This window comes from Actinomycetota bacterium (assembly GCA_041658625.1).
Taxonomy (GTDB): Bacteria; Actinomycetota; JAHEXW01; order JAHEXW01; family JAHEXW01; genus JBAZZW01.
On the sequence record JBAZZW010000003.1, the window covers coordinates 24201 to 42023 of the forward strand.

18 protein-coding genes and 2 tRNA genes are annotated in these 17823 nt (G+C 54.9%); 17 read left to right on the forward strand and 3 right to left on the reverse strand.

The window, feature by feature from the left end:
* Positions 1-3: 3 nt before the first annotated feature.
* The gene (locus tag WC891_08130; protein ID MFA5867907.1) at positions 4-729 is read left to right on the forward strand and encodes a metal-dependent transcriptional regulator; all 726 of its coding nucleotides are present in this window, start codon (positions 4-6) and stop codon (positions 727-729) included.
* Positions 729-2747, forward strand: coding sequence for a ferrous iron transport protein B (gene feoB, locus WC891_08135; GenBank protein MFA5867908.1), 2019 nt, complete (start codon positions 729-731; stop codon positions 2745-2747). The genes WC891_08130 and feoB overlap by 1 nt, the downstream gene beginning before the upstream one ends.
* Before the next feature lie 75 nt (positions 2748-2822).
* On the opposite strand, the gene WC891_08140 is transcribed toward feoB, so the two are convergent.
* Together WC891_08140 and WC891_08145 are read right to left on the reverse strand one after the other, a co-directional pair.
* A tRNA-Glu gene (locus WC891_08140) sits at positions 2823-2899 on the reverse strand.
* A gap of 32 nt (positions 2900-2931) precedes the next feature.
* Positions 2932-3294 carry a cupredoxin domain-containing protein gene (locus tag WC891_08145; GenBank protein MFA5867909.1) on the reverse strand — a complete coding sequence of 121 codons (363 nt, stop codon included), beginning with the start codon at positions 3292-3294 and terminating at the stop codon, positions 2932-2934.
* 50 nt (positions 3295-3344) lie between these two features.
* On the opposite strand from WC891_08145, the gene gltX reads away from it, so the two are divergent.
* The 11 genes from gltX (at position 3345) to panD (ending at position 13296) form a co-directional block, all read left to right on the forward strand.
* Positions 3345-4814, forward strand: coding sequence for a glutamate--tRNA ligase (gene gltX, locus WC891_08150; protein MFA5867910.1), 1470 nt, complete (start codon positions 3345-3347; stop codon positions 4812-4814).
* Between the two features lie 84 nt (positions 4815-4898).
* Positions 4899-5204 carry a hypothetical protein gene (locus WC891_08155; protein ID MFA5867911.1) on the forward strand — a complete coding sequence of 102 codons (306 nt, stop codon included), beginning with the start codon at positions 4899-4901 and terminating at the stop codon, positions 5202-5204.
* A gap of 132 nt (positions 5205-5336) precedes the next feature.
* Positions 5337-5412: transfer RNA gene (locus WC891_08160), tRNA-Gln, on the forward strand.
* A gap of 384 nt (positions 5413-5796) precedes the next feature.
* Complete coding sequence (tilS, locus tag WC891_08165; GenBank protein MFA5867912.1) at positions 5797-7203, forward strand: tRNA lysidine(34) synthetase TilS; 1407 nt, start codon at positions 5797-5799, stop codon at positions 7201-7203.
* Positions 7200-7790: a hypoxanthine phosphoribosyltransferase gene (hpt, locus tag WC891_08170; GenBank protein MFA5867913.1), complete on the forward strand. Its 591-nt coding sequence runs from the start codon at positions 7200-7202 to the stop codon at positions 7788-7790. Before tilS ends, hpt begins: the two co-directional genes overlap by 4 nt.
* Positions 7791-7795: 5 nt before the next feature.
* A complete protein-coding gene (ftsH, locus tag WC891_08175; protein ID MFA5867914.1) occupies positions 7796-9685 on the forward strand; it encodes an ATP-dependent zinc metalloprotease FtsH in 1890 nt (629 codons plus the stop codon).
* 2 nt (positions 9686-9687) lie between these two features.
* A complete protein-coding gene (gene folE, locus WC891_08180) occupies positions 9688-10263 on the forward strand; it encodes a GTP cyclohydrolase I FolE (GenBank protein ID MFA5867915.1) in 576 nt (191 codons plus the stop codon).
* 2 nt (positions 10264-10265) lie between these two features.
* The gene (gene folP / locus WC891_08185) at positions 10266-11468 is read left to right on the forward strand and encodes a dihydropteroate synthase (GenBank protein ID MFA5867916.1); all 1203 of its coding nucleotides are present in this window, start codon (positions 10266-10268) and stop codon (positions 11466-11468) included.
* A gap of 5 nt (positions 11469-11473) precedes the next feature.
* On the forward strand, positions 11474-11974 hold the full coding sequence (gene folK, locus WC891_08190; protein ID MFA5867917.1) for a 2-amino-4-hydroxy-6-hydroxymethyldihydropteridine diphosphokinase: 501 nt from the start codon (positions 11474-11476) through the stop codon (positions 11972-11974).
* Between the two features lie 14 nt (positions 11975-11988).
* On the forward strand, positions 11989-12840 hold the full coding sequence (gene panC, locus WC891_08195; GenBank protein MFA5867918.1) for a pantoate--beta-alanine ligase: 852 nt from the start codon (positions 11989-11991) through the stop codon (positions 12838-12840).
* A gap of 72 nt (positions 12841-12912) precedes the next feature.
* On the forward strand, positions 12913-13296 hold the full coding sequence (gene panD / locus WC891_08200; GenBank protein ID MFA5867919.1) for an aspartate 1-decarboxylase: 384 nt from the start codon (positions 12913-12915) through the stop codon (positions 13294-13296).
* Between the two features lie 225 nt (positions 13297-13521).
* Here panD and WC891_08205 read toward each other — a convergent pair whose 3' ends face one another.
* Positions 13522-13692 (reverse strand): hypothetical protein, encoded by a 171-nt coding sequence (locus tag WC891_08205; protein MFA5867920.1) that lies wholly within the window; start codon positions 13690-13692, stop codon positions 13522-13524.
* Between the two features lie 252 nt (positions 13693-13944).
* On the opposite strand from WC891_08205, the gene nadB reads away from it, so the two are divergent.
* Genes nadB through WC891_08225 form a run of 4 tightly spaced genes read left to right on the forward strand, consistent with a single transcriptional unit; the run spans position 13945 to position 17762 of the window.
* Positions 13945-15567 (forward strand): L-aspartate oxidase, encoded by a 1623-nt coding sequence (gene nadB, locus WC891_08210; protein MFA5867921.1) that lies wholly within the window; start codon positions 13945-13947, stop codon positions 15565-15567.
* Entirely contained in the window at positions 15558-16403 is an 846-nt protein-coding gene (nadC, locus tag WC891_08215) for a carboxylating nicotinate-nucleotide diphosphorylase (protein MFA5867922.1), read from the forward strand. Before nadB ends, nadC begins: the two co-directional genes overlap by 10 nt.
* Complete coding sequence (locus WC891_08220) at positions 16400-17047, forward strand: DedA family protein (GenBank protein ID MFA5867923.1); 648 nt, start codon at positions 16400-16402, stop codon at positions 17045-17047. Before nadC ends, WC891_08220 begins: the two co-directional genes overlap by 4 nt.
* Entirely contained in the window at positions 17028-17762 is a 735-nt protein-coding gene (locus tag WC891_08225; protein MFA5867924.1) for a biotin--[acetyl-CoA-carboxylase] ligase, read from the forward strand. The genes WC891_08220 and WC891_08225 overlap by 20 nt, the downstream gene beginning before the upstream one ends.
* Positions 17763-17823 lie beyond the last annotated feature (61 nt).

A 17823-nucleotide genomic window follows, 5' to 3' on the forward strand; every position in this document is an offset into this window, starting at 1 on the left:
CCAATGGACAAAGATAAGAAAGACATAACACCGGGTATTGAAGAATACTTGGAAGCCCTCTTTCACCTGCAGGAAGAAGGCAAGGCGGTATCCACAAAAGCGTTGGCCGAGAAGCTCTCGTTGAAGCCTGCGTCAGTCAGCGAGATGGTCAAGAAGCTGGCGGCGCTGAAACTTGTTAGACATAAGCCTTACCGCGGCGTCACTTTGACCAAGAACGGGCAGAAGGCGGCGGCTTCATTGGTTCGCCGGCATCGCCTTAGCGAGCGGTTTCTGGCCGACATGCTTGGCGTTCCCTGGGACGAACTGCACGATGAGGCGTGTAAATTCGAACACGTCATTAGCGACAAGGTTGAGGAGAAACTTCTGGAAGCGCTGGGCGACCCTGAAACCTGCCCGCACGGGAATCCGATCCCGACCGCCGACGGCAAGGTCTCAGAGCAGGCGGCTGTGCCCCTGTCGCGTTTCGGTCCGGGAGAATCCGGCGTCATTGCTAAGATTACTGAGGAGAAGCCGGAGTTCTTGCAATATCTCGCCAGTCTGGGCATGCTGCCTGACGTATCTGTGCAAGTCCAGGAAGTCGCTCCGTTCGGCGGCCCGATCATCATCAAGATACGCTGTGGATCATACGCAATCGGCCGGGATATCGCCGGCCATATCTATTTGAAACCTTCAAGCGCCGTCCGGCTTCACGAGAAACATCAGCAAAGTCACCAAAGGAACCAACGTTAATGGCTATGTCTTGCCACTCCGTCATCAGCGAGCTCAAAGAGCCGGTTGATGTCGTTATCGCCCTCGCCGGTAACCCGAACGTCGGGAAATCGGTTATCTTCAACCAGCTAACAGGAATGGGTGTCGTCAGTGCCAACTACCCGGGCACCACGATGGAGGTCAACGTCGCCTCAACCAGGTTAGATGATTTAAGTATCGGTATCCTCGATCTGCCGGGCACCTACGGGTTGGGTGCCATTTCGGAGGACCAGCGCGTCGCTCGTCGTTGCTTGCTGGACGAGAAACCAGGCGCGCTCATATATATCCTCGACGCCACTAACTTGGAACGAAATCTGTATATGCTCCTTCAGCTGATCGAACTCAGCACTCCGGTAGTGGTAGGGCTCAATCTGGTTGACGAGGCGAAACGTTTTGGTTACACAATCGATGCGGACCAGATGTCGCGCATGCTTGGGCTGCCGGTCGTACCCACCGTAGCAGTAACCGGCGAAGGCGTAGAGACGCTGCTCCGGACGGCTGTCGGCGTGGCGCAGGGCAAGGTTAAGCTACAACCGATGCGCGTTCGGTACGGCCGGGATATCGAAGAGAAGATTGAAGACCTGGCGAGGGTGATCATCAAAGAACTTGACGAGCGGCCGGTAGACATCCCGGTCCGGGCCTTGGCAATCGGCCTGTTGGAGGATGATACGGAGTTCCAGATCGTAGTTGGCGGCGCCAATGGCGGAAAAAAGGTTCTAGAGGAAGCAGAGCGACTGGCCGCCGAGATCACCGAGCACCACGGGGAGCCAGCGGCCATCAGGTTCAGCCGGGAACGCCACGGTCTGGCCGGCGTCATCGTCGAATCTGTCAAGAGCGTGGTTAGCTCTAAACTACCGCTGACTCAGCGCCTCTGGGCTTATACAGTAAACCCAAGAACAGGGATTCCCTTGATGCTGCTCGTCATGGCGCTGATCTTCGGATTCTTGTTCTATGTCGGGGGCGCTCTCAGCGATGTGCTGACGCGGCTCTGGCAGGCGGGACCGCATCTGTTGATTCAGGGTGCTGTTTTCACGGTGTTCGGCGAGGGGGCGCTCGGCCGTACGCTTCTTTGGGGATTCGACGGCGGGATCGTCGCGGCTCTATCGGTCGGAGTCCCGTACGTCCTTACCTTCTATCTGATTTTGGCGTTCCTGGAAGACAGTGGATATTTGAATTCGATGGCATTCCTAGCCGACACTCTAATGCATAAGCTAGGATTACATGGCAGGGCGGTCATTCCGATGGTGGCAGGCGCCGGATGTAACGTGCCGGCGATCATCGGAACGCGGGTTTTAACCAGTGAACGAGAACGCTTTATTGCGTCCACATTGATCGTGCTCGTACCGTGCAGCGCGCGCGTCGCGGTAATTATGGGCGGTGTGGCCAAGTTCGCCGGCGTGTCGTACGCTCTCGGGATTTTTGCCGTCAGCGCGGCAGTGGCTTTGAGCGTCGGCTGGGGACTGAACAAGTTCATGCCCGGCCAGTCATCCGGCCTGGTCATGGAGATGTTCGGCTTGCGAAGGCCGTCGATCTCCGTAATCGCTAAAAAAACATGGTACCGGTTTAAGGATTTCATCTTCGTAGCTTTCCCGATCGTCATGGTCGGAAGCTTGGTCTTGGGCGGACTTTATGAAACAGGATTGATCTGGCCGATTTCAGCGCCGCTCAAGCCCATAATCATTACATGGCTGGGCTTGCCGCTGATCACCGGCATCGCGCTCATCTTTGCGGTGCTCCGCAAGGAGCTGGCGCTTCAGTTTCTGATCACGTTCGCCGTTGCCCAATACGGAGCCGGGGCGACGAACCTGCTTCTCTTCATGACAAAACAGCAGTTATTCGTCTACGGCCTGGTTATGACAATCTACATCCCGTGCATCGCGACGGTTGCGGTCCTCGGCCGCGAACTGGGATGGAAACGCGCGGCGGCGATTATCGCCCTAACAGTCGGCATTGCACTTTTGCTCGGCGGCGTGGCATACCGCGTCCTCGCGCTGTTTTAAGCCCCCTCGGTTCGAATCCCCTATGCAACAAATAAATAAATCGCCGGACATTGAAACGCCCGGCGACTATTTTAATGGTAGCGCATAGGGGATTCGAACCCCTGATCTCCTGGCTGAGAACCAGGTGTCCTAGGCCTCTAGACGAATGCGCCCTGAACAAAAGAACATTCTAAGGGAATTGGCGTCATTTGACAACAACGGTCCCCTCCATATACGGGTGGAGCTGGCATTTATAAGGGTATGTTCCCGGATTGATGAACTCGTAGCTATAGCTTTCACCCAAGCCGAGCGGGCCGCTGTCGAATTCCTTGCCGACGACCGTGTGCTGACCGTTGTCCTTGTTTGTCCAGGTGACCCGGCCGCGGACGCCGACTGTTACGGTTTCCGGTTTAAACGCGAAGTCTTTAATCTCAACCTCAATCTTTTTAGGCGCTGGTTTGTTGTCGGTTTTTTTCGTCGTGGTCGTGTTCTTGTCGCAGCCGGCGCTTACCGTCGCCAACGCGATCAAAATGATAGTCAATCCGGCCAAGACGCGGGTTTTGGTCATCTGCAATACCTCCTACCTGTGTTATAATCCCTGAGGGAAAGGAGTGTCAAATGGCGGAGAAAGCTCCCAGAGTCCGTTTCGCGCCCAGCCCGACCGGTCATCTGCACATCGGCGGGGCCAGAACGGCTCTTTTTAATTATTTGTTCACCCGGCATGCCGGCGGGGCTTTTATCTTGCGCGTCGAGGATACCGACAGAGAACGCTCGACCAGCGAGGCCGTTCGGCATATCATTGACGGCATGCGCTGGCTCGGCCTGGACTGGGATGAAGGACCCGAGGCGGGCGGCGGCCACGGACCGTATTTCCAGACTGAACGGCTGGACATCTACAAAGAACACGCCGACAGACTGCTGGCGTCCGGCAAAGCCTACCGTTGTTTCTGCACCCCTGATGAGCTGGCGGCCAAGCGGGAGGCAGCCCAGAAGGCCGGTTTGCCGCCCAAATATGACAAGAGCTGCCGGGATATGCCGCCGGCCGACGCGGCCGCCAGGGCAATCTCTGAACCCTGTGTAATCAGGTTCGCCATTCCCGAGACCGGGGAAATCGTTATAAACGACATAGTCAAAGGCGAAGTCGTTTTCCAAACCCATCTTCTCGACGATTTTGTGATCGTCAAATCCGACGGCATGCCGACCTATAATTTCGCCGCGGTTGTCGACGACTATCTGATGGAAATATCCCACGTAATAAGAGGCGACGACCATATCTCCAATACGCCTCGCCAGATTCTTCTATATGAGGCGCTGGAATTCGGCGCGCCGCCTAAATTCGCCCATATGTCTATGACCTTGGGCCCTGACGGGGCCCGTTTGAGCAAGCGGCACGGCGCGACCGCCGTTATTGACTATAAAGCGCAAGGCTATCTGCCCGATGCGCTGGTAAACTACATCGCCTTCCTCGGTTGGAGTCCCGGCACGACGCAGGAGATTTTCACTCGCGATGAGCTGATTAAGGAATTTACGCTGGAGCGTGTGGGAAAAAGCGCTAACATCTTCGACTACGAGAAGCTGCTCTGGATGAACGGCGAGTACATCAGGATGAAGCCGTTGGACGAGCTATTACCCCTGGTCCTACCCTTCCTCAAAGAAGCTGGCTACGCGTCCGACGACATGCAGCCGGAACACGCTGCTTACGTTAAAGCAGTCGTCGGTTTAGAGCAGGAACGACTGAAGCTTCTGACGGAAATCGCCGACATGACAAGCTTCTTCTTCACCGACACGGTCGAATACGACGAGGCCGCCTGGCAAAAGATTATGACCCAGGAACATGTTCCGGCATACCTCGATGAACTAGGCATGAAGCTGAAAACGATTGAGCCGTGGAAGGCGGACGCCATCGAGTCACTGATGAGACAGATGGCCGAGGAGCGCGGCTTGAAGACGGCCCAGGCGTTTCACCCGCTACGCGTTTCAATCAGCGGCCGGATGCAAGGACCAAGTCTATTCCACATGGCCGAGGTCCTCGGCCGCGACCGCACCATCGTTCGCATTCAACGATCGTTGGACAAGCTAAAACGCTAGAACCCGAGAATCTCCAAATAGTGCGCCCAGCCGCGTACAAGTCCAAGCCCATAGGATTTATTAAGGATTTGATAAAATAAAACCATGAGTATCTCCTTTGTGCCAAAAACTAAACTAGGTAAATGGTCGGTAGGATTAAATATATTTTTTTTATTATTAATTACTACTTCTATTATCCTTGTTGAGGTACTAAGAATTCTGAGTTTTGACGCTCGTTGGTGGGATTTAACCGTACCGGTTGCATTGCTTGTGGATATGACGGCTTTTTTCACTGGAATAAGAGCTGTAAGAAAAAACAAAGAGCGCTCGGTTTTGGTTTTTCTATCCATCCTTATAGGCTTATGCGTTATACTTTTTATCATCTTTCATAGTTTATTTATTAATGATTAATCTTTCGCGGCGCCAGTGAAACATAGAGCCAAGAGCTCTTTTCCTGCTATAATCTTCTCTTGTCAAAGGTTCTGCCTAAGTTTGCAGCAAGCCAGACTAATGACTTAAAACTAACGACTATTGACTGTTCTTTGGGGCGTGGCCAAACTGGTAAGGCGCCAGACTCTGGATCTGGAGATTGGAGGTTCGAGTCCTCCCGCCCCAGCCACATTTAGAGGCTCTCGGTCTAACAGCGTTAGCTCAAATTGCACGGCAAACGGACCCGAATTTCTTTCCCTCCCTTCTTTTACAGGAGGAAACAGATAGCGGCAAGCGGCACCCTGGCCCCCTCACCTATACTCTCCCCGGAGGGGAGAGGTAGTAATGTTGATCGAGCATGCAGACAAATCACGGTCGAGCGGAAAACATTGTTTGTTCGGCGAAGCGACTTGAAACACGGGGTCAGGCCCTATCGCTTATGAAGAAAGGGCCTGACCCCAAAGCAAAAACAATGGTAGGCCGCGAGCAGCATGCTCGTCTATTTTGGAATCCGATAGGCAGCTTTCAGGCGGTTCAGCACGCCTTCCTCTATTAATAACGCTATAATATCCCCATGAAATCCCTTGTTGACGAGGTAAAGCTGACAATCGCCAAATACGGCATGCTGGAGGGCGGGGAAACCGTTTTAATATCGGTATCGGGCGGCCCGGACTCGCTTACGCTATTGCATATCCTAAACGAGCTTAAACCGGATTATGACCTTGACCTTCACGTCTTTCATCTAAACCACATGATGCGCGGACGCGCCGGACAGGAAGACGCCGATTTTGTGAAAAAAACGGCAGCCCAACTAAAACTCCCTTCGACGATTATGGAAGCCGACGTTCCGGCCTACATCCTGGCCAACAAGACAAGTCCGGAAGACGGCGCCCGCCAGGTGAGATACGAGCTTCTCGGCGAGGTGGCGGAGGAAATCGGGGCAGAACGGATCGCCCTCGGTCACACGGCGGACGACCGCGTCGAAACCTATCTCATGCGGGTGATTCGCGGCGCGGGGCTGGACGGGCTCCGCTCGATTCCGCCGATGAACGGTGACATTATCAGACCCTTGATTGAATCCACCCGAGAATCCGTTATGAGCTATTGCGCGGCCAACAATTTAAAACCGCGAACCGACGAAACCAACGAAGAAAATGTCTTTTTACGTAATAAGATCCGCGGGGAGCTTATCCCTCAATTGGAGCGCGAGTTCAATCCGGCCTTTAAAGAAGAGATAGCCAGGGAGATTATGACGATCGAGGCCGATGTTGACCTTCTGGAGGACCTTACGGAACGGGCCTGGGACGAAGCGGCCGAGATTACTGGGGAGTCCGTCATTCTGAACCGCTCGGCTTTCCTTGATCAGCCGCTGGCTATCCAAAGGCGTCTGTTGCGGTTGGCTGCCGAGGAGCTGGCCGGGGAGCCGTCCCCCTTAAGTTTTCAGAACACCGTAGACATTATGGAGAAAGTCGTCACCGGCGACTCAGGAGCGTCGCTCGACCTGCCCGGAGGTTTATCAGCCAGGCGGGAGTATGATACTATTATCATAGAGCCTTTAATCGAAGTCCCGGCAGATGACGAGCCGGATTTTCCGGCAACCGCGTTACGGGTGCCGGGCGTGACCAGGCTCGATTTGTTGAACGTGGCGATAGAAGCCGTCTTCACCTCGCCGGAGTTGCTGGATAAAGCAGCCGGCGAAGGTGTTGCGTTTCTTGATGCCGGACTGGTAAAAGGCAGCGGGACGGTCAGACCGCCGCACGAAGGCGACAGGTTTACGCCCTACGGCATGGATGGGAGTAAGAAACTCTCCGACGTGTTCGTTGATTCCAAAACACCGCGTCCGGCGAGGCGCGTTACGCCGGTAGTCGAGTTCAACGGGCATATCGTCTGGGTCGCAGGATATCGCATCGACGAAAAGTACAAAGTAACAAGGCGGACAAAACGGATGCTGGTCTTAAGGCTTTTGAAAGGAAGCTCTTGAGCGAGGAAATCTCCGATATCTTAATATCGCAAAGCGAGCTTAAGGCTCGCGTCGCCGAGTTGGCGGCCGAGATATCCCGGGACTATAAAGGCAAAGACCTGGTGCTCATCGGCATTCTAAAGGGCGCGTTTATATTTCTGGCGGATCTCTGCCGACAGTTGACGATACCCGCTTCTTTCGACTTTATCGCTGTTTCCAGTTACGGATCGGGGACGAGGAGCGGCGGTATAGTTCGGATTTTGAAAGACCTGGACACGGATATCACTGGCAAAGACGTGGTGATTGTCGAGGATATTATCGATTCCGGTTTGACCTTGAACTACTTGCATAAAAGCCTGAGGGCTAGGAATCCGTCCAGTTTGGAGATCTGCGCGTTGCTGCGCAAACCGGAAATGGACCGCGTCAAATTGGACGCCAAGTATATCGGGTTTTCCATTCCATCCGATTTTGTTGTCGGGTACGGGTTGGACTACGCCGGGAAATACCGCAATCTGCCGCACATCGTCAGACTGCGCCCGAAACCAAAATCCGTTCAGACAGGCAAGACGAACGGGAATAACAAAGCCGCTTCGGCGGCCGGGAGGTAATAGTTTTGAGGAAATATTCCAATCTGATCATATGGTTTATCGTGCTGGTCGCTGTGGTCATCTTGTTTCAGACGCTCGGACCGCAGACAGAGAAGCCCAAGGTTATGAACTTGAATCAGTTCATTTCAGCGGTTGAGAAAAAACAGGTCAAAGCAGCGACCATCTATGACAGTATGCTGCAGGTGACCGGGACGCTTAAAACTGGTGAAAAATACGAGGTCAACTACCCACAAGGCTACGCGGTCGCCGAATTATTGATTAAGAATGGCATCAAGACCAACGTCGACAGGCCTAGCGAGATTGTTTCCTATTTACTGCAGATGCTGCCGATCGTGCTGGTCTTTGTCGTCTTCATGGTGATCCTTTATTTCATGATGATGCGCCAGGTGCAAGGCGGCAATAAGGTCTTGAGTTTCGGCAAGAGCAAAGCCAAGCAGGTGAGCAAGGACTTGCCGCGGACAACCTTTAAGGATGTCGCGGGCTTGGACGAAGCGGTCGAGGAGCTTGAGGAAATCAAGGAGTTCCTGGCCAATCCGAAGAAATTCCAGACGCTGGGGGCTAAAATCCCTAAGGGCATTCTTCTCTACGGGCCTCCTGGAACGGGCAAGACGTTGCTGGCAAAGGCTGTGGCCGGGGAGGCTAACGTACCTTTCTTCCACATCAGCGGCTCGGATTTCGTCGAGATGTTTGTCGGCGTTGGCGCCAGTCGCGTACGCGACCTGTTTGATCAGGCGAAACAGAACGCGCCGGCGATTGTCTTTGTCGACGAGATAGACGCCGTCGGCCGCCAGCGCGGCGCCGGATTAGGCGGCGGACATGACGAGCGCGAGCAGACGCTTAATCAGCTCCTGGTGGAGATGGACGGCTTCGACCCGCGTCTTGGGATTATCATGATAGCGGCGACTAATAGACCGGACATCCTGGACCCGGCGCTTCTTCGGCCAGGGCGGTTTGACCGGCAAATTATTACCGACCGCCCCGATCTTAAAGGCCGGGAAGGCATCCTTAAGGTACATGCTGAAGGTAAGCCGCTGGCTAAAGACGTCAACCTCGATGTCCTTGCCCGGCAGACACCCGGTTTCACAGGGGCCGACCTAGCCAATACGCTTAACGAAGGGGCGCTGCTTGCGGCCCGGCACGGTAAAAAAGAAATCGACATGCCGGAACTTCAGGAGGCGATAGAGCGCGTCATCGCCGGCCCGGAACGCAGGACGCGGCTGATCAGCGACAAAGAAAAAGAGATTATCGCGTATCACGAAACCGGACACGCGCTGGTTGCCCATCTGCTGCCGTACACCGATCCGGTGCACAAGATATCCATCATCCCGCGCGGGCAGGCGCTTGGTTACACGATTACGCTGCCGACGGAGGACAAATATCTGGTCGCCAAGTCGGAACTTCACAACAAACTGGCGCAGCTCCTGGCTGGCCGTGTCGCCGAACAACTGGTGTTTAAAGACGTCACGACCGGCGCGCATAACGATCTGGAGAGAGCGACCAAGATCGCGCGCCAGATGGTGTGCGAATACGGCATGAGCGATCGGTTGGGACCGATGACGCTTGGTGCCAAGGAAGAGCTGGTCTTTCTCGGACGGGACTACGCCGCCAACCCTGATTATTCCGATCGCGTGGCTTCGGAGATCGATGAGGAGATCAGGCGGATCGTAGACAACGCTTATCAGGAAGGTATGAAGATTCTAACAGCTGAACGGACCAAGCTCGATAAGATCGCCAAACAGTTGATTGCCAACGAGACTATTGAGGGCAAGGCGCTGGAAAAGCTGCTCGGGCGGAACGGCACCGATAAAGGGCGGGTCCCAAGCAAGAAAACTCCTTTTAAGAAAGCGCCTGCTAGGCGGATCACTGCGCCGAGACTCGCCAAAGGAGAAGCTTAACCGTGGACAAGGGGAAAATCGAGCAAGGAGTCCGGCTTTTGCTCGAGGGCGTCGGCGAGGACCTTAACCGCGAGGGATTGAAAGACACCCCGAGGCGCGTAGCCACCATGTACGAGGAGATCTTCAAGGGCATCGGCCAGGATCCGAAGGATGTGTTGGTCGCGACCTTCGGTGAGAATCATGAGGAAATGGTTCTGGTCAAAGACATTCCGTTCTATTCGGTCTGCGAGCACCATCTGATGCCTTTCCTCGGCAAGGCGCACGTCGCTTACATCCCAGGCCAGGACGGCCGGATCGCGGGCATCAGCAAACTGGCCCGTGTGGTCGACGTCGTTAGCAAACGGCTGCAGGTTCAGGAACGTTTAACGACGCAAATCTCCGACACCCTTATGGACTGCCTGAAACCCAGGGGTGTTATGGTGGTCATCGAAGCCGAGCACCTGTGTATGAGCATGCGGGGCATCAATAAACCGGGGAGCGTAACCGTTACCTCCGCCGTCCGCGGAATCTTCAAGACCAAAATCGCCAGCCGGCAGGAAATGCTGGCCCTTGTCAGAAACTCGAGCAGGCAGCTGTAATCATGACTTTTAATCCGCGAGTCCTCGAGCTGGCGGGCGAAGCGGACGCCGCCCGCGAATTGAAGGAAATCGGAGCAGACACGGCCGGTATCGGCATCATGCGTGCCAAGGCCGTTTTTCGTGCGGTCAAGGCGCACGGCGTCGATACCAGGGCGGCCAACATTTTAAAACAAGAGATGCTGGCGCGAGGCGGCGACGTTGCGGTAGCCCGGGACGTCATCACCCTAAAGGACGCGGAAACCGACGTCATCATTCTCGGCACCGACAAGCAGTTCGCCTTACTGATAGAAAAACTTAAGGCACAACCCTTCGGCTTGAAGATACTTCGCGAGGAGATTCAAGCCGCACTTATTTCTTACGACGGCCGACCGGACAACATCGTTTGGGACGGACATAACCTACCGGTTTCCGCCCGAACCTGCCTGATGGGCGTTCTTAACGTCACGCCTGATTCCTTTTCAGACGGAGGTCAGTTTGGCGATCCTGAGGTTGCGATAGCTCAAGGGTTTCGGATGGCGGAAGACGGCGCCGACATCATTGACGTCGGCGGCGAATCCACCAGGCCTGGCGCCGACTCCGTTCCGGAAAAAGAAGAGATCGGCCGCGTCGTTCCGGTGATTAAAGCGTTATCAGCCAAACTGGACATCCCGATATCGATAGACACCTACAAATCGGGCGTAGCCAGAGCTGCCTTGGACGCTGGCGCTTCCATGATCAACGACATCAGCGGCATGACCTTTGACTCCGCGATGGCGCCGCTGGCCGCCAAGGCCAAGGTGCCGGTCGCGCTGATGCACATCAAAGGGACACCGAAAGACATGCAGGCCGACCCTGTTTACGATTCTATGATGAGTGAAATCTCAGGATATCTTCGGGATAAGGCGCAAGACGCCATTGGCGCGGGCATCGCGCCGAATAAAATCATCATCGATCCCGGCATCGGCTTCGGCAAAACGGTCGAGCATAATCTGGAGATCATCCGCCGCGTCAGGGAATTCAAATCGCTAGGTCATCCCGTCTTGATCGGGCCCAGCCGCAAGTCGTTTATCGGCAAGATTCTCGGCCTGGAACCGGATCAGCGCCTTGAAGGCACGGCCGCTGCCGTGGCCGCGTGCGTCGCCGGCGGAGCGTCTATCGTTCGCGTTCACGACGTTAAAGAAATGGCTCGCGTTGCACGGGTGGCCGACGCGGTCTTTAAGGTTTAGTAATTATGCTGCGGGCTGTTCTCGGCCTAGGGTCGAATATCGGAGACCGTCGGGGCAATTTAGCCGAGGCCGTCAGGCGATTGAGCGAGACAGACGGCCTCGATATCGTGAAGACCTCTTCCTTCTATGAATCCGCCCCGGTCGACTATAAGGATCAGCCTGATTTTCTCAACGCGGCAGTCGCCATCGACACGACGCTAAAGCCGGAGGGACTCTTAGAGGCCCTTAAGGGAATTGAAAAAGCCATGGGCCGGAAGGAAACGGTCGATAAGGGTCCGCGGAACATAGACATAGATATCCTTCTTTACGATATTGTCGAGGTCAGGCTGCCTGAATTGAAGGTGCCACATCCGGGTCTCAAAGAAAGAGCGTTCGCGTTAATACCGCTATTGGAGGTCGCTCCGGAAGCGCTGCTCCCGAACGGCCAGCCGGTTCGCTGGCTTCTTCGCCAAACGGATATAAGTGGCTTGAAAAAGATTTCCTCTCCCTTGAGGGGAGAGGATTAAGGTGAGGGTGCCGCTTGCAGATCATTGAATCCATCACTGAAATGCAAAAAGCGCTGGAGCCGTATTGCGCGGCCGGGAAATCGATTGCCTTGGTTCCAACCATGGGCTATCTGCACGCGGGTCATATGAGCCTGGTCAAAAGGGCGCGAGCGGAGAACGATGTCGTAGTTTTAAGCATCTTTGTTAATCCGACGCAGTTCAGCCCGGCGGAGGATTTTGAGGGTTACCCGCGAGATTTGGCGCACGACGCCGGACTGGCTAAACGGGCGAGGGCGGATTTCATCTTCGCTCCCGAGGTCGACGAGATGTATCCAAACGGTTATGGCACGTTCGTTGAGGTCGACGGCCCGGAAACGCAAGGAATGTGCGCGGCGGGACGGCCGAGTCATTTCCGCGGGGTGGCTACCGTAGTCGAGAAACTCTTGGACATAGTCGGCCCTGACCGGATCTATTTCGGACAGAAAGACGCACAGCAACTTGCCGTTGTCAGGAAAATGGTTAAAGATCTTAACATCCCCGTCGAGATTGTCGGTTGTCCAATCGTCAGGGAGCCGGACGGTTTGGCGATGAGCAGCCGCAACGTTTACCTGCGGCCGGACGAACGCCAGGCGGCGACGATTCTTTACGTCGCGTTGAAGCGGGGCGCGGCCTTGGTCGAACACGGTGAAAAATCAAGTGCTAGAATTATCGAGGCGGTCAAACGAGTCATCAGCGGCGAGCCGCTGGCTGATTTGGAATATGTAGAAATCCGCGAGGTTGCCGGTTTTACCGCTCCGAAAACCATTTCCGGCGAGATCATGATCGCGGTGGCGGCCAGATTCGGACGGGCCAGACTGATTGATAATGTAATCGTGAATGTAGAGTAGTTGGTGGTTAGTAGTTGGTCTGACTAACAACTAACGACTATTAGCAAACTTCCAACTGACACGGAGTGTCAAATGTTCAGGACAATGCTGAAAGCTAAAATCCATCGGGCGACGGTAACCGAATCCAACCTGCATTATCAGGGCAGCATTACGGTTGACCTTGACCTTCTAGATGCAGCCGGCATTCTTCCTTATGAGAAAGTCGCCGTTCTCGACGTCACCAATGGCGCCCGCCTAGAAACATATGCCATAGCCGGCGACCGCGGCTCCGGCGTTATCTGCTTAAACGGAGCGGCCGCTCATTTGATACATAAAGACGACATAGTCATTATCATCTCTTATTGCCAGGCTGACGAAGCGGAAGCCAAACTGATTAAGCCGACCGTCGTCTTTGTCGACGAAAGAAACCGTGCCACCTCCGTAGAGCACAAAATCTTACCCTCCGACGACTGCTAGAAAAAGAGTGCGCCTTGCGCGCATGAAGCCGGCCTTTCAAGGCACGATTATCCCTGAATGCATTACCTCGTCCGAGATCCTTCGTCATTTCTCGACAAGCTCGAGATTCCTCAGGATGACCTGTTCGCATGATAATTATATTGATTATTCTTCGAGCGAGCTTTAGCGAGTCGAGAAGCAAAGAGGAAATCTTCGCTCCCTGTAAATCCTACGACCACTACAGCGCTACGTAGCGCTGTAGTGGACCATGCTCGCTTTCGGATTTACTAGGTCTTCCTCGAGATACGCCCCGTACTTCCTTTGTTTCGCGGAATGCGGCTTCGCGCCCAGCCGCATCTTATTAATTACTGATAAGGAAACCCAGGTTCGAGGCTCCCACTTTGGTTTTTCCGGCACGATTATCCCTGAAAGCATAGATTCGGCTGAGATCCCTCGTCACTCATGTTCCTCAGGATGACTGTTTGCGGGAAAGGTGCTCGAAATTATTTGAATAGCTCTTGTTTGCGAGGACACATTCCCGGGAATGTGTCTTGGCGGGCTTTCATGTTTACATCCGCGCATATGTCACATATGCGCGGATGTCATACTTCAGTGCTCTAGAGTACTGAAGTCGGGCTGTTCAAACCCCTTTTATGATATACTTTAGCCATGAAAAAACCGCCTCGATATCTCGTTGATTTCGACCTAAAAGACCTGCCCCAGCTGCACTTTGACTTCGTTGTAATCGGAAGCGGCGTGGCCGGTATTTCCGCCGTTTATCATCTTGGCAAAGACGCTGAAACCGCTCTCTTGACCAAATCTGAGCTTTCGCTGACGGCGACGCGTTATGCCCAGGGCGGAATCGCCGCGGCTGTCGGCAAAGGCGACAGCCCGGAAAGCCATTTTGAGGACACGCTAAGAACCGGCCGCGGCCTATGCGACGAGGAAGCGGTGCGCGTGCTCGTCAACGAAGGTCCCGCCCAGATTGAGACTCTACGAAAAATCGGCGCCATTTTCGATACCAAAGGCGGGCGTTTAAACCTGACTCGCGAAGCCGGACATTCATTCGCCCGCGTCGTCCACAGTAAGGATACAACTGGCGGCGAGGTTGAGGCGACATTGGCCCGAACGGTCAAGGACATGACGAACGTATCCATTTGCGAGCGCGCCTTTGTGCTTGATATTTTGACGGACGACTCGGGCTGCCGCGGCGTCTTGGCGGTCTACAACGGCCGGCTGACGGCGTTTCTCGCGCCGGTCGTCATTCTGGCGGCCGGGGGCGTGGGGCAACTCTACGCCACGACAACCAATCCGCACATTTCGACCGGTGACGGGCTGGCTATGGCCTATCGGGCCGGCGCAATCCTGACGGATATCGAGTTCGTTCAGTTTCACCCGACAGCCCTAAATGTGGATGTGTCCCCGAGATTCCTCATTAGCGAGGCTGTTCGGGGCGAGGGCGCTTACCTGGAAGATAAGAACGGCGTTCGCTTTATGGTAGGCCGGCATAAATTGGCGGAACTGGCCCCGCGCGACGTCGTCGTCCGGGAAATGGTCGTCCGGATGCGGGAAACCGATGACACTCAACTTTATCTTGATTGCCGTCATTTGGGACGCGAGTTTTTCAGCAAACGCTTTCCCGCCATCTACGAAGTGCTTGTCGAGCACGGTATTGACGTGGGGAAAGACTTAATCCCGGTCACGCCGGCCGCCCACTATATGAGCGGCGGGGTCAAGACGGATCTTGACGGGCGGACATGTATTCCGGGTTTATATGCCGTCGGGGAAGTCGCCTGCACGGGTGTGCACGGCGCCAACAGACTGGCCAGCAATTCATTGTTGGAGGGTCTGGTTTTCAGCCGCCGGGCGGCCGTCGCGGCGCAAGAAGACGTCGCGTGCGGGCAGCCGGCGGAACCGTTAACGAAACTCAGAAACATCATGGGTCCGAGCGCCGGCACGGAAAGCGCCGCTCGCTCGATTACCGCCCAGCTAAGAGATATTATGGAAGATAACGCCGGTGTGGTCCGTTCCGCCGACAGCTTGCGCAGAACGCTGGCCTTCATAGATAAGCGCTGGCATTATCTCAAACCGTCATCGGCTTGGGCGGCTGATTACGAATTGTCGAATATGATGACCGTGGGGATGCTTATTGCGACCGCCGCCTTGATTAGAGAGGAAAGCCGCGGTTCGCATTGGCGAGAGGATTTTCCGGAGGAGAACGACGCGCGCTGGCTACAGCATATCGGCCTGACGGCGGGCGGCGAAGAGCCTAACGTGGGATTATGGACTTAGCTGAACAGTATCTGACAAAAATCGTGGAAACGGCCATAAATGAAGACCTGGGATTGGCCGGTGACATAACCAGTCAGGCGATAATGCCCGACGACCGGCCTGGCTCCGCCGTTATTATCGCCAAACAGAACGGCGTGGTAGCCGGCTTGTTCGCCGCGGAAGCCGTGTTCAAGAGGATTGACCCCTCGCTTTTTTATGAAGACGCGGTTACCGACGGCGCTGTCGTCGAACCCGGACAAATCGTCGCCCGTGTGGACGGAAACCTGCTGTCCATTTTAACCGGAGAACGCGTCGCCTTGAACTTCCTCGGCCATCTTTCTGGAATAGCCACCCTGACCAGCCGTTATGTTACTAAGGCTTCGGCTTATGGCGTCGACGTTAAGGATACTCGCAAGACTCTCCCCGGTTTACGGCCGCTGGAGAAATACGCCGTCCTCGTAGGCGGGGGCAAGAACCACAGGTTCGGCTTGTACGACGCCGTTCTTATAAAGGAAAATCATATCAAGACCGCCGGCGGCGTAACCGAGGCGATTGACCTTATCCGGAAGAACCTTGAAGGTGACTTGGCCATAGAGATCGAGACCGAAACGCTCGAGCAGGTAAAAGAGGCGATTGAAGCCGGGGCGGATACGATTATGTTGGACAATATGGACGCCGAGATGATCGCGGAAGCGGTTAAGGCGATTGACGGACAAGCGACGGTGGAAGTGTCGGGCGGCGTCAACCTGGACAACATAGAAGATATTGCCAAGGCGGGTCCGGACTTTATTTCCGTCGGCGGTATCACGCAATCCGCGCCCGCTTTTGATTTCAGCCTTCTAACGACGCGGCGATGAGTCTAACTAGCCTGGTCGACTGGCTGATGCCATTCTTCGCCAGTTACGGATATCTGCTGATATTCCTCGGCGTCTTTCTGGAAAACTCGGCTGGGTTGGGCTTGATAATACCGGGCGAGACAATCCTAATCCTGGGTTCATTTTTTGCCGCTCGCGGCAGCCTTAATCTGGTCGCCGTTATCGTCATCGCTTTCGTCGGCGCCGTTATGGGGGATAATCTCGGTTATTATATCGGCCGGCGCGGCGGACGTCGTGTACTGCTTAAATACGGCAAATACGTTTTCATCAACCGCCATCGCCTGGCACATGTCGACCAATATTTTAAGAAACACGGCGGAAAAACCATCTTTATCGCCCGGTTTACCTCGTTTCTCCGCGCCTTGGCGGCGTTGGTCGCCGGCTCGGCCAAGATGCCTTACAAGCAGTTCTTTTTATACGATATTACAGGCGCCTTCATCTGGTCGATCGTCATTTCCTTGCTCGGATATTTCCTGGGCGGGAACTGGGACTTGATTGAAAAGGTTATCAAGAGGATGGGCTACGCCGCGTTCGCCCTCCTGATCATAGTAATCGCGGGCATATTCTTTTTCCGCTGGCGCGAAGGCCGGGGAAAGGCCGGGCTTGATGAAGATTTCGATCACTAAACTGGATACGGTATCGTCAACTCAGGATCATGCTAAACATCTGGCTGAAGGGGGAGCAACGGAAGGGACGGTTGTGGTTGCCCGCGTTCAGGACCATGGCCGCGGGCGCCTGGGACGGCGTTGGCTATCGCCGGAAGGCGGACTCTGGTTCTCTTTGATTCTACGGCCGGCGTGCCCTCCGGCGCGGGTCGCGGGATTGACGCTCTTGGCCGCGGTTTCGGTCACGGAAGCGATAAACGCAGAGACCGGCGTCAAGGCTGGAATAAAATGGCCGAACGATATCCTTATCGGCGACAAGAAGCTTGGCGGCGTCCTAACCGAGATGACCGCTACGATGAACGTTGTCGATTACGTAGTGATGGGTATAGGCCTTAATGTAAATGTGGCCACGGATAAATTCCCCCACGACTTATTGATGCCGGCAACGTCCTTACAGGAGGAGACCTCCCGGGAGGCGAACCTTGACGAGATTTTGGACGTCTGCCTGAAGAATCTGGCGCGTGATTACGAACTCTTCGGCGGCCACTTCAATGATATTATGTCGCGCTGGAAAGCCCTGTCACTGGTCCTCGGCCGGCAGGTTACGGTCTCGCAACCGGGGAAGTGCATATCGGGAACGGCGTTCGATGTCGACGGTGACGGAGCCCTTCTGGTCAGCGACGACCAGGGCGCTACTCACGTCGTCCATGCGGGCGATCTCTCAATTCTACGCTGATTGACAGAACCGCAGGTTAACTGGTAGTATTGGCGCATTGATAGAGCCATATAAGGAGGTT

What these genes read in the sequence shown, in the direction of transcription:
- WC891_08130 (MFA5867907.1), top strand. Translation starts at nt 4, where the DNA reads ATGGACAAAGATAAGAAAGACATAACACCGGGTATTGAAGAATACTTG.
- feoB (MFA5867908.1), top strand. Translation starts at nt 729, where the DNA reads ATGGCTATGTCTTGCCACTCCGTCATCAGCGAGCTCAAAGAGCCGGTT.
- WC891_08145 (MFA5867909.1), bottom strand. Translation starts at nt 3,294, where the DNA reads ATGACCAAAACCCGCGTCTTGGCCGGATTGACTATCATTTTGATCGCG.
- gltX (MFA5867910.1), top strand. Translation starts at nt 3,345, where the DNA reads ATGGCGGAGAAAGCTCCCAGAGTCCGTTTCGCGCCCAGCCCGACCGGT.
- WC891_08155 (MFA5867911.1), top strand. Translation starts at nt 4,899, where the DNA reads ATGAGTATCTCCTTTGTGCCAAAAACTAAACTAGGTAAATGGTCGGTA.
- tilS (MFA5867912.1), top strand. Translation starts at nt 5,797, where the DNA reads ATGAAATCCCTTGTTGACGAGGTAAAGCTGACAATCGCCAAATACGGC.
- folP (MFA5867916.1), top strand. Translation starts at nt 10,266, where the DNA reads ATGACTTTTAATCCGCGAGTCCTCGAGCTGGCGGGCGAAGCGGACGCC.
- folK (MFA5867917.1), top strand. Translation starts at nt 11,474, where the DNA reads ATGCTGCGGGCTGTTCTCGGCCTAGGGTCGAATATCGGAGACCGTCGG.
- panD (MFA5867919.1), top strand. Translation starts at nt 12,913, where the DNA reads ATGTTCAGGACAATGCTGAAAGCTAAAATCCATCGGGCGACGGTAACC.
- nadB (MFA5867921.1), top strand. Translation starts at nt 13,945, where the DNA reads ATGAAAAAACCGCCTCGATATCTCGTTGATTTCGACCTAAAAGACCTG.
- nadC (MFA5867922.1), top strand. Translation starts at nt 15,558, where the DNA reads ATGGACTTAGCTGAACAGTATCTGACAAAAATCGTGGAAACGGCCATA.
- WC891_08220 (MFA5867923.1), top strand. Translation starts at nt 16,400, where the DNA reads ATGAGTCTAACTAGCCTGGTCGACTGGCTGATGCCATTCTTCGCCAGT.
- WC891_08225 (MFA5867924.1), top strand. Translation starts at nt 17,028, where the DNA reads ATGAAGATTTCGATCACTAAACTGGATACGGTATCGTCAACTCAGGAT.